The following is a 12,184-nucleotide window of genomic DNA, read 5'->3' as shown; positions in this document are numbered from 1 at the left end:
CACCGGACACGATCCGGCGGTATGTGAAGGACGGGGCGCCCGCCGGTTCGACCGGCGGGCGCCCCCGTCGCGTCACCGCGTGCCCATGCCGCCCTCACCGAGACGCGCGATCAGCCGGTATCCGGCCGGGTCTCGCGCGGCCCTGCGGGTCCTGCGGGTCCTGGGAGGGTCACCGGACGGAATACGAGGGGACCTTGGAGACGGTCGCGGCCCACAGCCGGCGGCAGGAGACCGCGGTCGCGGCGATCAGCAGCACGTTGCGGGCGGCCACCACCCCGCAGCCCAGCGGCGTCACGGCGATGACGTCGTCGTACAGCACGGGGTAGGCGAGGGAGCTGAGCGCCGCCGCGGGCAGCAGCAGGAGCGCGACCGGGCGCTGGGTGGTGTGCCGGGAGGTGAGACAGACCGCGGCCAGGCCCAGCAGCCACACCATGTACTGGGGGCTGATGACCCTGCTGGTGACGGTGAAGAGGAGGACGGCGCTCAGCGCGGCGTCCAGCGGCGTGGCCGCCGTCCAGCGCCGCGACCTCAGCCGCCACCCGAGCAGCCAGCAGAAGGCGGCGGCGGTCAGCAGCAGCGCGAGGTGGGCGACGCTCGACACGTAGGGTCCGGTCAGCTCGAAGGCGCCGTACCGGTACTCGACCGTCCCCGGCCATCCCACGAGCCGGGCCACGGAGAGCGCGGTGCCGCCGAGCGACTCGATCTGTACACCGCGGCCGCCCTGCTGGCGCAGGAACCCCAGCGTGTGGGTGAACACGAGCACGAGGGCGGCGAGCAGCGTGGCCGCGGCGACGGCGGCGGACGTCCACGCCCGGCGGGTGGCCGGGCCGCGCGGGGTGCCCACCAGGGTGAGCACCGGCCACACCTTCACCAGGGCGCCGACCCCGGCGAGCGCGCCGCCGAGGCGGGGCCGCCCCGCCCGTACCGCCAGCAGGGCGAGGACGGCGAGGGCGGTGACCTGGACGTCGTACCGGGCGAGCGGCAGGTGCAGCAGCAGCGGCAGCCCGCCCACCCACAGCCAGGCGCCGGTCCCGCCGGCCCGGGCGAGGGCCACGGTGACCACGGCGTCGGCGAGCAGGGTCAGCGCGACGAAACCCTGGTAGTACGTGAGCCACGGCACGGCGCCCGGCGCGAGCATCACCAGCCCGGCGGCGGGCGGGTACTGCCACGTGACGTCGCCCGGCGGGAACGTGCCGAGCGCCAGCAGCTCGTACCAGTGGCGGTACAGGACGTACACCTCGCGCCCGACGCCGCCGATGCCGAGCGTGTCGCGCCACAGCAGCAGGAGCATGCCGGCGCGGGTGAGGGTCCACACGGCGGTCAGGGCGAGCGCGGCGGAGAGGGCGGGGGCGGTATGGCGTGCGCTGATCCGGTACGTCATCGTCATCGCAGCGCACTTTATGCCCAGTTTGTTGTGATTCTTGTTATTTCTTCTTCGTGTGCGCCTCGTACGCGTCGACGACCTCCGCCGACGGCCCGTCCATGATCAGAGTCCCGGCCTCCAGCCAGATCGCCCGGTCGCAGGTCTGCTTGATCGTGGAGTTGCTGTGGCTCACCAGGAAGACCGTGCCCGCCTCGGCGCGCAGCTGGTTGATGCGCTCCTGGCTGCGGGCGCGGAACTTGGCGTCGCCCGTGGCCAGCGCCTCGTCGATGAGCAGGACGTCATGGCTCTTGGCGGCGGCGATGGCGAAGCGGAGGCGGGCGCCCATGCCGGAGGAGTACGTGCGCATGGGCAGCGAGATGAAGTCGCCCTTCTCGTTGATGCCGGAGAAGTCGACGATCTCCTGGTAACGGGCGTGGATCTCCTCCCGCGTCATGCCCATCGCGAGACCGCCGAGGATGACGTTGCGCTCGCCGGACAGGTCGCTCATCAGCGCGGCGTTCACGCCGAGGAGGGACGGCTGGCCCTGGGTGTAGATCCGGCCCTCGCTGGTGGGCAGCAGCCCCGCGATGGCCTTCAGCAGGGTCGACTTGCCGGAGCCGTTCGACCCGATGAGACCGATGGCCTCGCCCTTGTAGGCGACGAAGCTGACGCCCTTGACGGCGTGGACGGTGCGGGCGCCCCCGGTCCTCCGCCTCCGGCTCAGGATGCGCTGGAGGGGGTTGCCCCTCGCCGCGCCGCCGGTGCCCTGGACGGTGTACGTCACATGGGCGCCGTCGACGACGACGGTCGGAATCCTCGCGCCGGTGGGCGCGGGCGCCGACGCGGGTGCGGGTGCGGGTGCGGACGCCGACACGGGCGAAGTGGCGGATAGGGGCGCGGGTGCGGGCGCCGGTGCGAGTGCGGATGCGGATTCAGCCACGGCCGTACGTCTCCTCTGCCTTCCAGAAGTAGATGAAGCCGCCCACGAAGGCGAGCAGCGCCCAGCCGGCCGCGACGGCCCACACGTGGGACGGCAGCCGGTCGGCGGTGAAACTGTCGATGAGCGCGAAGCGGACCAGGTCGATGTAGACGGCCGCCGGGTTGTACTCCAGGGCCAGGCCGACGACGTGCGGGACGCGGTTGTCGGCGAGGACCTTGTCGATGCTCCACATCACGCCCGACACGTACATCCAGGTCCGCAGGACGAACGGCATCAGCTGCGCGATGTCGGGGGTGCGGGCCGCGAGGCGCGCCATCGTCATGGAGACGCCCGTGTTGAACAGCGACTGCAGGAGCAGGGCCGGGACGGCCAGCAGCCAGGACCAGCCGGGCCGGACGCCGAAGCAGAAGAGGATGACGACGAGCGCGCCGAGCGAGAACACCAGCTGCTGGAGCTGCTGGAGGGCGAGCGAGATGGGCAGGCCGGCCCGCGGGAAGTGCAGCGCCCGGACCAGGCCCATGTTGCCGCTGATGGCGCGGGTGCCGGCGGTGATCGAGGAGGACGTGAAGGTCCAGATGAAGACGCCGGTGACGAGGAAGGGGACGTAGTCCGGGACGTCGTGCCGGGTGTTCATCAGCACGCCGAAGATGAAGAAGTAGACGGCCGCGTTGAGGAGCGGGTTCATCAGCTGCCAGACCTGGCCGAGCCGGGCCTGGCTGTACTGGGCGGTGAGCCGCGCCGTCGCGAAGGCGGTGATGAAGTGGCGCCGCGACCACAGGCTCCGGGTGTACTCGGGGAGCGTCGGCCGTGCGCCGCTGACGGTCAGCCCGTGGCGCAGGGCGAGGCTCCGGAGGTCCTCCTCGGCTGTGTACGTACTCACGGCAGCCTCTCGGGGGTCGTCGACGGGGGATCGGATGGCCGATCACGGGGGAGGGTCGAGCACGGTGCCCGGACGGAACGGAACCGTATCGTCGCTACGGGGAGAGGGTAGGACGGGTGTACGTCGGAACGCAACCGTCCCGTCGTGACGGAGGCGTGGCGCTATGATCCGGGGCATGACTGCAACACCGCCGCCACGCCGTGCCCCCGCGGGAGCCGCGGTGCTCCGGGAGGACGTGACCGACGCGATCCGGGCCGCCGTCTTCGAGGAACTCGCGGCCGTCGGCTTCGCCCGGATGTCCATCGAGGGCATCGCGCGGCGGGCGGGCGTCGGCAAGACGGCGGTCTACCGGCGCTGGAAGTCCAAGCTGTCCCTCGTCCTCGACCTGCTGACCGCCTTCGCGACGCAGGGGCTCCCGGCGCCCTCGACGGGCTCGCTGTACGGCGACGTCCGCGCCCTCCTCGAAGTCGCGGCCCACGCCCTGCGCCACCCGGTCGCCTCACAGGTCATCCCCGACCTGCTGGTCGAGGCCGCACGCCACCCCGAGATCGCCGAGGCGGTCAGGGCCGCCCTGCTGGACAGCCAGCAGGGCGTGGCGACGGCGGTGGTACGGGACGCGGTGGCGCGCGGCGAACTGCCGGAGGGTACGGACCCGGACCGCGCGCTGGACCTGATCATCGGTCCCCTGTACTGGCGCCTCGTGGTGGTCCGCTCCCCGCTCCCGAAGGGCTACCTGGACGACCTCGCCACGGCGGCGGTCGCGGCGCTCACGTCCTGAGGCCGCCCGCCACCCGGGTCGCCGGTCACCCGGTTGGCGGCCGGATCGGTGACGCCGTGGGCGCTCGGCGGTTGGGCCTGCCGACACGAAAGGACGGTGGGCCGACAGTGCGTGCGCTCAGCATCGACGGCGCGTGGGTCATGGAACCCCGCGTCTTCCACGACAGCCGCGGCAGCTTCCACGAGTGGTTCCGGGCGCCGGACCTGACCGGGGCCGCCGGGTACGGGCTCGGGCTCGCGCAGGCGAACTGCTCCGTATCCCGCCGCGGCACCCTGCGCGGCATCCACTTCGCCGACGTACCGCCCGGCCAGGCCAAGTACGTCACCTGTGTGCGCGGCGCCGTCCTGGACGTGGTGGTCGACCTCCGCACCGGCTCGCCCACCTTCCGTGCCTGGGAGGCGGTCCCGCTCGACGACCGCGACCACCGCGCCGTCCACCTCGCCGAGGGACTGGGCCACGCCTTCATGGCGCTCACCGACGACGCCACCGTCGTCTACCTCTGCTCCCGCGGCTACACCCCCGCCCGCGAGCACGGTGTCCACCCCCTCGACCCGGACCTCGCCATCACCTGGCCGGACGGCCTGGCCCCGCTCCTGTCCGACAAGGACGCGCAAGCCCCCACCCTCGCCGAAGCGGAACGCGCGGGCCTGCTGCCGTCCCACGCGGCGTGCACCGAGTGGTACGCCACCCTGCGCGCGCAGTCGGCGGACCGGCCCCGCGTCCCGGCGAGCCGCTGACCGCCCGCGACGAAGGCACCCGTACACAGCAGCCCGCCCGCGCGACCGCGCGGACGGGCTGTCATGTCGGATGCGGGCGGCGTCAGTCCTGCTGGGCGCCGGCCGGCAGGGTGCGCAGCTGCATCGTGCTCGCCGTGGAGGAGCCGAAGCCGTAGTCCAGCAGCTTCGCCGCGTCCCGGTAGCGGTCCGTGGCGTTGAGGACGACACCGATGTAGGTCTTGGTGCCGCGCGTCGCGGCGAAGACCAGGCACGGCCCGGCCGACGTGCCCGTACCCGTCTTGATGCCGACGGCGCCGCTGTAGGAGCCCAGCAGCTTGTTGGTGTTGTACCAGGTGTACGTGCGCGTGCCGCCCGTGCTGGTGGTCGCCGTGCTCTTGTACGACGTGGCCTTCACGACGGCCCGGAAGTTGGAGAAGTTGAAGGCGTACCGCGCGATCTTCGCCAGGTCGCGCGGGGTCGTGTAGTTGTACCCGGCCGACGAGATGCCGTCGAACGAGTCGAACTTCGTGTTCTTCAGCCCCAGCGAGGCGGCCTTCTGGTTCATCTTCGTGATGAACGACTTCGTGCGGGCCGCGGTCGTCGTCCCGGTGCCGAAGGTGTCCGCGAGCGCGTACGCCGCGTCACAGCCGGACGGCAGCATCGTCCCGTACAGCAGCTGCCGGACGGTGACCTTGTCGCCGGTGCGCAGGTCGGCCGTGCTCGCGCCGTTGCGGGCCACGTAGTCCCGGTACGTCTGCTTGACGGTCACCTTGCGGTTGAGGTCGACGCCGGGGGTGCTGAGCACCACCGCGGCCGTCATGATCTTCGTCGTGCTGGCCATCTGGCGGCGCGTGTCGGCACCCTTGCCGTACAGCGCCCTGGTGTCCGCGTGGTCCAGCAGGAAGGCGCCCTTGGCCGTCAGCGTCGGCAGCGGCGCGGCCTGCGCCGGTGCGGCGAGGGGCGAGGCCGTGAGCAGCAGGCCGCTCGTGAGGACGACGGTGGCGGCGCGGCGCCCGCGAATGAGTGTGGATATCAAAGGGGACGGCTCCCTGTTCACGGTTCCGGTGAAGGGCCCCCGGAAAACGGGCCCGTGAACAGGACCGCCGAGACTGCCACAAGGATGTACGGAAAAGCCGTCCGGATCGAATCACCCGGCGAGCAGGGCGGGAAGCGCCACGGGCAGCGCTTCCCGCCAGTCCCTCAGGGGCATCAGCCCCGCGTCCCGCCAGCGGTCGTGGCCGAGGACGCTGTAGGCCGGGCGGGGCGCCGGCCGGGGGAACGCCGCGCTCGTGGTGGGCCTCACCCGGCCGGGGTCGGCGCCCAGCAGCCGGAACACCTCACGGGCCAGGTCGTACCACGTGCCGTCACCCGCGTTGGTGGCGTGGTAGACGCCGGGCGGGGCCCCGGAGCGGCCCAGGTGCACCAGCAGGCGCGCCACGTCCGCGCTCCACGTCGGCTGGCCCCGCTGGTCGTCCACCACGTCCACGAAGGGCCGCTCCGCCTCCAGCCGGGCCATCGTGCGGACGAAGTTGGCGCCGCCCGCCCCGTACAGCCACGCCGTCCGCACCACGTACCCGCGCTCCGGCAACACCTCCAGGACGGCGCGCTCGCCCGCCAGTTTGGTGCGGCCGTACGCCGAGCGCGGCGCGGGCACCGTGTCCTCGGCGTACGGCACGCGCGCGTGGCCGTCGAAAACGTAGTCCGTCGACACGTGCAGGAGGACGCACCCGACCGCCGCGCACGCCTCCGCCAGTGACCGCACCCCCGTGCCGTTCACCGCCAGCGCCTCGGACTCCCGCGTCTCGGCGTCGTCGACCGCCGTCCACGCCGCGCAGTTGACGACCACCGGCGGGCGCAGGGCGGTGAGCGTCGCACGGAGCGCGGCCGGGTCCGTCAGGTCCAGCGCCCGGCGGGGCAGGCCCACCCCCTCGTCGCCCAGGCGGGCCAGCACATCCCGGGCGAGCATCCCGCCCGCGCCCGTGACCAGCCAGGGCCGCCCGCTCACAGGGCCGCCTTCGCCAGCAGCGGCTGCCACCACGAGCGGTTCGCGGCGTACCAGGCGACCGTCTCCGCGAGCCCCGTCGCGAAGTCCGTGGCCGGCCGGTAGCCGAGCTCGTCGCGGATCTTCGTCCAGTCGACGGAGTACCGCCGGTCGTGGCCCTTGCGGTCCGCCACGTGGTCCACGCGCGACCAGTCCGCGCCGCACGCGCGGAGCAACAGGCTCGTCAGCTCCCGGTTGGTCAGCTCCGTGCCACCGCCCACGTGGTAGATCTCGCCCGCCCTGCCCCGCGTCCGTACGAGCTCGACGGCGCGCACATGGTCGTCGACGTGCAGCCAGTCCCGTACGTGCGAGCCGTCCCCGTACAGCGGCACCCGCCCGCCGTCGAGGAGCCGGGTGATGAAGAGCGGGACGACCTTCTCGGGGAAGTGGTGGGGGCCGTAGTTGTTGGAACAGCGCGTCACCCGCACGTCCAGGCCGTGGGTGCGGTGGTAGGAGAGGGCGATGAGGTCGCTGGACGCCTTGGACGCGGCGTACGGGGAGTTGGGGCGCAGGGGTGCGTCCTCCGTCCACGAGCCCGCGTCGATCGAGCCGTACACCTCGTCCGTCGAGATGTGCACGAAACCGGCGATCCGGTGCCGCAGCGCCGCGTCCAGCAGCGTCTGCGTCCCGAGCACGTTGGTCCGTACGAACTCGACGGCGCCCAGGATGGAGCGGTCCACGTGCGACTCGGCGGCGAAGTGCACGATCTGGTCGTGCTCGGAGACCAGCTTGTCGACCAGGTCGGCGTCGCGGATGTCGCCCCGCACGAAGGCGAAGCGGGGATGCCCGCGCACCGCGGCGAGGTTCGCCGGGTTGCCGGCGTAGGTGAGGCGGTCGAGGACGGTCACCTCGACGTGCCCCGGCCCGGACGGGCCCAGCAGCGTACGGACGTAGTGAGAGCCGATGAAACCGGCACCGCCGGTCACCAGGACACGCGTGAGCGGGGTCGTCATGAGGAGATCTGCACCTTGCTGTGATCGCCGAGCACCAGACGGTGGGCGGCCGGGATGGGCGGGGCCGGGGTGATCTCGACGTTACGGCCGATCAGCGAGGCCTCCACGCGGCCCACGCCGTGCAGCGAGGAGCCGCTGAGCACGATGGAGTACTCGATCTCGCTGTCCGTCACCCGGCAGTTCTCCGCGATGGAGGTGGACGGGCCGATGTAGGAGTTCTCCACGACGGTGCCCGCGCCGATGACGACCGGCCCGACGATGCGCGAGCCGCGCACGGTGGCGCCCTCGCCGATCCGGACTCTGCCGATGATCTCGGTGGCGGCGTCGACGGAGCCTTCGTCGGCGGGGGTGAGCAGCTCCAGGACGGAGCGGTTGACCTCCAGCATGTCGGCGACGTTTCCGGTGTCCTTCCAGTAGCCGGAGACGATCGTCGACTTCACCGTGCGCCGTTCGTCGATGAGCCACTGCAGCGCGTGCGTGATCTCCAGCTCGCCGCGCGCGGACGGCTCGATGGCGCGCACCGCCTCGTGCACGGCGGGGGAGAACAGGTACACCCCGACCAGGGCGAGGTCGCTGCGCGGATCGGCCGGCTTCTCCTCCAGCCGCGCCACCCGCCCGTCGACGTCCAGCTCGGCGACGCCGAAGGCGCGCGGGTCGGGCACCTTGGTCAGCAGGATCTGCGCGTCGGGGCGCGTCGCGCGGAATTCAGCGACCAGATCCGTGATGCCGCCGACGATGAAGTTGTCGCCGAGATACATCACGAAATCGTCGTCGCCGAGGAATTCCCGGGCGATCAGCACGGCGTGGGCGAGGCCCAGCGGCGCGTACTGCGGGATGTACGTGACGTCCAGACCGAAGCGCGAACCGTCGCCGACGGCCGCCCGGATCTCCGCCGCCGTGTCACCGACGATGATGCCGACGTCCCGGATGCCGGCGGCGGCGATCGATTCCAGCCCGTAGAAGAGCACCGGCTTGTTGGCGACGGGGACGAGTTGTTTGGCGGAGGTGTGTGTGATGGGACGCAGCCGGGTGCCGGCGCCTCCGGAGAGTACGAGTGCTTTCACTGGGCCTGCCTCAGCTGGCGGGGACAAGGTGCAGGTTGTGAACGAGAGTTGACCGCCACGAATTACGTACGGTCGTGGGCCATACGTGTGATTCGCGAAGTCGCTTTCCTTGGGATAACGCACGCACAGCGAACTCTGTTGCCCTTGGCGCGCTTTAAGTGTGTTAATCGGTGCTTCGCGTCGTACCGTTGGTATTGCTACGTTCGTCAACCATGAACGTCCGAATGTCGTCCCTCTCCGGGGACGTGCGGAAAGCCCGGATCGTCGTCCTCGCTGTCGCGGCGGTCGCGTTCGTCTCGAAAGTGGCGCTCGCCGCGTCCACCCGTGGGCCCGCCGATGTGCGTTTCTTCTGGGGCTTCGCGCGGGCCATCGCCCGGACGGACCCGATCCATGTCTACGCCGAGCCGCTGCCCTGGCTGCCCGTCTACAACCACCCGCCGCTGGCGAGCTGGATGCTGCTCGGCATGGAGTGGCTGGCGCAGCACGGGGTGCCGTGGCGGCCCCTGATCCGCTTCCCGGCCTGTCTCGCCGACTTCCTCACCGTACTGCTGGTGTTCGCGATCGTACGGCGGCGGGCGCGGCTGCGGACGGCGGTCCTCTGCGCGCTCGGCGCCGCGCTGTGCCCGGTGCTGGTGGCGACCTCCGGCTACCACGGGAACACCGACTCGGTCGCCGTCATGTTCGCGTTCGCCGCCGCCCATCTGCTGGTCGACCGCAGAATGCCGGTGGCGGCCGGGCTCGCGACGGCACTGTGCGTGAGCGTGAAGATCATCCCGGTGGTGGCGGTGCCGCTGCTGTTCGCCGCCGCCTGGCGGGCCGGGCGACCCGCGCTGCCGCGGTTCACGGCGGGCTGCGCGGCGCTGTTCCTCGTCGTGTGGGGGCCGGTGGTCGCCACCGTGCCGGGCGCGCTGAAGGCGAACGTCCTCGAGTACGCGGGCGGCAACTTCAGCTTCTGGGGCATCATCCGCTTCGCCCGCTGGGCGGGGGTGCCCGAACCGTACGTGAGCCTGGTGCGCGGGGACGGCCACTTCCTGATCGTCGCGGCGATCATGGCGGTGGGGGTGTGGCTGGCCTGGCGGCGCCCGGCCGACACACCCGTCGCCGTCGCCGTCACCCTCGGGCTGCTGCTCCTGCTGAGCACCGCCTCGGGCGTGCAGTACCTGGCGTGGCCGGCGGCCGGCCTCTTCCTCATCGGGCTGTGGCAGGGCCTCGCGTACGGCGTCGTCGTCGGCGGGGTGGCCGCGTCCGTCTACTCCGGCCGGAGGCCCGTCCACTGGACGGACACCGAGATGGCCTTCGGCGCGCTGGGCTGGGCGGTGCTGGCGGTGTGCGTGGCGACGGGCATCCACCGCCTGCTGACCGCGCCGCCTCCGGAACAGCGGCAACCCGCGCCCTCCGCGCACGGCGACCCGCAGGTGCCCGCGCCCGCCGTGGAGGCGTCCGTCCCGCACACGCGGTCCTCGCCCTCCGCCCCCGCCAACTGACCCGCCCGTCCCCCGCCCCGCGAGAGTGGAGAAGTCCGTGAGCCCCCTGACGGAAGGCGCAAGCCCCAGAATCGGCATTCTCGTCGTCGCGTACAACGCGGAGTCGACGCTGGAGAAGACCCTCGACCGCATCCCCGCCGACTTCCGCTCGAAGATCGCCGAGATCCTGATCCTCGACGACGCCAGCCACGATGCCACCTTCACCGCCGGCTGCCGCTGGTCCCAGCTCGACGGCATGCCCCCCACCGTCGTCATGCGCCACACCAAGAACCTCGGCTACGGCGGAAACCAGAAAGCCGGGTACGCGCTCGCCGCCGAGCGCGGGCTCGACATCGTCGTCCTGCTCCACGGCGACGGCCAGTACGCCCCCGAACTGCTGCCCGAGATGGTCGAGCCGCTCGAACGCGGCGAGTGCGAAGCCGTCTTCGGCTCCCGCATGATGCGCCCCAAGGACGCCCTGCGCGGCGGCATGCCCGCCTACAAGTGGCTCGGCAACCGCGTCCTGACCCGGCTGGAGAACAAGCTCCTCGGCTCCTCCCTCAGCGAGTTCCACTCCGGCTACCGCGCCTACAGCGTCGACGCCCTGCGCAAGCTCCCCGTCGAACGCAACACCGACGCCTTCGACTTCGACACCCAGATCATCGTCCAGCTCGTCGACGCGGGCATGCGCATCAAGGAGATCCCCATCCCCACCTATTACGGGGACGAGATCTGCTACGTCAACGGCCTGCGCTACGCCAAGGACGTCGTCAAGGACGTCATCGAGTACCGCCTGGCGAAGAAGGGCTTCGGCACCTGCGGCTGGATCCCCAAGCCCGTCGAGTACGCCTTCAAGGAGGGCGACGGCTCCTCGCACGCCGTCATCCTGGACCGGCTGCGCGACATGCCACCCGGCCGCGTCCTCGACGTCGGCTGCTCCGGAGGCCTGTTCGCCGAGCGCCTCGAAGCCCTCGGACACCACGTCACCGGCATCGACCGCGTGGAGGTCGAGGGCGTACGGGACCGCTGCTCCGGCGGGTTCTTCCTCGCCGACCTGGAGGAGGGCCTGCCCGCCGGCATCGGCGACGGGTACGACTACGTCGTCGCCGGCGACGTCATCGAGCACCTCTCCCGGCCCGAGCAACTGCTCTCCCGGCTGCGCGACGTCCTGCGGCCCGACGGGCACGTCCTCGTCTCCGTACCGAACTTCGGGCACTGGTACTCGCGGCTGCGCGTCGCGCTCGGCGCCTTCGACTACGACCGGCGCGGCATCCTCGACGAGACACACCTGCGCTTCTTCAGCCGCGCCAGTCTGCGCCGCACCGTACGCGCCGCCGGGTACGACCTGCTGTCCCTGCGCGCCACCGGTGCGCCGTTCTGGTCCGTCCTCGGCGGCGGACCGGTGGCCCGGGCGCTCGGCGGGCTGTCGACACTGCTGACCCGCATCCGGCCGACCCTCTTCGGCTACCAGTACGTCGCACTGCTCACCCCGCACGCGGCGCGGACGATCATCGCTGGGGAGCACATCGATGTCCAGGACATCCTCAACCGCCAGTTCGTCCCCACGGACGCCCCTGCCGACCGCGTCGGCGTGTGAGAGGCGGACGGTGACCCTGCCCAGCCTGTCGCTGCTGCTCTTCGCGGTCCTCTCGTCCGCGGCCGGCCAGATCATGCTCAAGCACGGTATGAAGACCGCGGCCACCGCCGCGGAGAGGAGCGGCGGCTCCCTGGCCGTCCGCGCCGCGACCACACCCTGGGTCGTGCTCGGGCTCACCGTCTTCGCGGTGTCCGCCCTCGCCTGGATGTCCACCCTGGCGCGGGTGCCGCTGTCCGTCGCGTACCCCTTCAACGCCCTCGGCTACCTGCTGATCGTGCTGGCCGGGTCGACCCTGCTGCACGAGCGGACCTCGCTGTGGACCTGGGCCGGCTCGCTGCTCGTGGTGATCGGCCTCATCACGGTCTTCGCCGGCCAACGTCACCAGTAAC

At 71.7% G+C, this 12,184-nt stretch carries 12 protein-coding genes; 5 read left to right on the top strand and 7 right to left on the bottom strand.

What is annotated here, in order from left to right; genetic code table 11:
* Positions 1-169 precede the first annotated feature (169 nt).
* Genes ABZZ38_RS25770 through ABZZ38_RS25760 form a run of 3 tightly spaced genes read right to left on the bottom strand, consistent with a single transcriptional unit; the run spans position 170 to position 3,183 of the window.
* Positions 170-1,387 carry a glycosyltransferase 87 family protein gene (locus tag ABZZ38_RS25770; protein WP_356744098.1) on the bottom strand — a complete coding sequence of 406 codons (1,218 nt, stop codon included), beginning with the start codon at positions 1,385-1,387 and terminating at the stop codon, positions 170-172.
* Positions 1,388-1,424: 37 nt separating this feature from the next.
* Positions 1,425-2,237, bottom strand: a complete 813-nt coding sequence (locus ABZZ38_RS25765; protein ID WP_356744096.1) for an ATP-binding cassette domain-containing protein — start codon at positions 2,235-2,237, stop codon at positions 1,425-1,427.
* 58 nt (positions 2,238-2,295) lie between these two features.
* Positions 2,296-3,183 (bottom strand): ABC transporter permease, encoded by an 888-nt coding sequence (locus ABZZ38_RS25760; RefSeq protein ID WP_356744094.1) that lies wholly within the window; start codon positions 3,181-3,183, stop codon positions 2,296-2,298.
* Between the two features lie 163 nt (positions 3,184-3,346).
* On the opposite strand from ABZZ38_RS25760, the gene ABZZ38_RS25755 reads away from it, so the two are divergent.
* Both ABZZ38_RS25755 and rfbC read left to right on the top strand, forming a co-directional pair.
* On the top strand, positions 3,347-3,961 hold the full coding sequence (locus ABZZ38_RS25755; protein WP_356744092.1) for a TetR/AcrR family transcriptional regulator: 615 nt from the start codon (positions 3,347-3,349) through the stop codon (positions 3,959-3,961).
* A gap of 107 nt (positions 3,962-4,068) precedes the next feature.
* Positions 4,069-4,698 carry a dTDP-4-dehydrorhamnose 3,5-epimerase gene (rfbC, locus tag ABZZ38_RS25750; protein WP_356744090.1) on the top strand — a complete coding sequence of 210 codons (630 nt, stop codon included), beginning with the start codon at positions 4,069-4,071 and terminating at the stop codon, positions 4,696-4,698.
* 82 nt (positions 4,699-4,780) lie between these two features.
* Here the strand turns inward: rfbC and ABZZ38_RS25745 are convergent, their stop codons facing one another.
* The 4 genes from ABZZ38_RS25745 to ABZZ38_RS25730 all read right to left on the bottom strand — a co-directional run bounded on the left by ABZZ38_RS25745 (position 4,781) and on the right by ABZZ38_RS25730 (position 8,735).
* Entirely contained in the window at positions 4,781-5,713 is a 933-nt protein-coding gene (locus tag ABZZ38_RS25745; RefSeq protein ID WP_356744088.1) for a serine hydrolase, read from the bottom strand.
* 111 nt (positions 5,714-5,824) lie between these two features.
* The gene (rfbD, locus tag ABZZ38_RS25740; protein WP_356744086.1) at positions 5,825-6,682 is read right to left on the bottom strand and encodes a dTDP-4-dehydrorhamnose reductase; all 858 of its coding nucleotides are present in this window, start codon (positions 6,680-6,682) and stop codon (positions 5,825-5,827) included.
* Positions 6,679-7,671: a dTDP-glucose 4,6-dehydratase gene (gene rfbB, locus ABZZ38_RS25735; RefSeq protein ID WP_356744084.1), complete on the bottom strand. Its 993-nt coding sequence runs from the start codon at positions 7,669-7,671 to the stop codon at positions 6,679-6,681. The genes rfbD and rfbB overlap by 4 nt, the downstream gene beginning before the upstream one ends.
* Entirely contained in the window at positions 7,668-8,735 is a 1,068-nt protein-coding gene (locus ABZZ38_RS25730; protein ID WP_356744082.1) for a glucose-1-phosphate thymidylyltransferase, read from the bottom strand. The genes rfbB and ABZZ38_RS25730 overlap by 4 nt, the downstream gene beginning before the upstream one ends.
* 212 nt (positions 8,736-8,947) lie before the next feature.
* Here ABZZ38_RS25730 and ABZZ38_RS25725 point away from each other — a divergent pair, with 212 nt between their 5' ends.
* From ABZZ38_RS25725 to ABZZ38_RS25715, 3 genes are read left to right on the top strand one after another with little or no spacing between them, the layout of a single operon-like run.
* The gene (locus ABZZ38_RS25725; protein WP_356744080.1) at positions 8,948-10,219 is read left to right on the top strand and encodes a glycosyltransferase family 39 protein; all 1,272 of its coding nucleotides are present in this window, start codon (positions 8,948-8,950) and stop codon (positions 10,217-10,219) included.
* A 46-nt stretch (positions 10,220-10,265) separates the two neighbouring features.
* Entirely contained in the window at positions 10,266-11,795 is a 1,530-nt protein-coding gene (locus ABZZ38_RS25720) for a bifunctional glycosyltransferase/class I SAM-dependent methyltransferase (RefSeq protein ID WP_356744132.1), read from the top strand.
* Positions 11,796-11,805: 10 nt separating this feature from the next.
* Positions 11,806-12,183: a hypothetical protein gene (locus tag ABZZ38_RS25715; RefSeq protein WP_356744078.1), complete on the top strand. Its 378-nt coding sequence runs from the start codon at positions 11,806-11,808 to the stop codon at positions 12,181-12,183.
* Position 12,184: the final 1 nt, after the last annotated feature.

The sequence above is a fragment of the Streptomyces sp. NPDC006368 genome, assembly GCF_040612535.1.
GTDB lineage: Bacteria > Actinomycetota > Actinomycetes > Streptomycetales > Streptomycetaceae > Streptomyces.
Note: the sequence above shows the minus strand (reverse complement) of the source record. Positions and strands in the feature narration are given on the sequence as shown.

Bases quoted from the DNA above. Each gene is read 5' to 3' on its own strand.
- ABZZ38_RS25770 (WP_356744098.1), bottom strand. From the start codon at position 1,387: ATGACGATGACGTACCGGATCAGCGCACGCCATACCGCCCCCGCCCTC.
- ABZZ38_RS25755 (WP_356744092.1), top strand. From the start codon at position 3,347: ATGATCCGGGGCATGACTGCAACACCGCCGCCACGCCGTGCCCCCGCG.
- rfbB (WP_356744084.1), bottom strand. From the start codon at position 7,671: ATGACGACCCCGCTCACGCGTGTCCTGGTGACCGGCGGTGCCGGTTTC.
- ABZZ38_RS25725 (WP_356744080.1), top strand. From the start codon at position 8,948: ATGAACGTCCGAATGTCGTCCCTCTCCGGGGACGTGCGGAAAGCCCGG.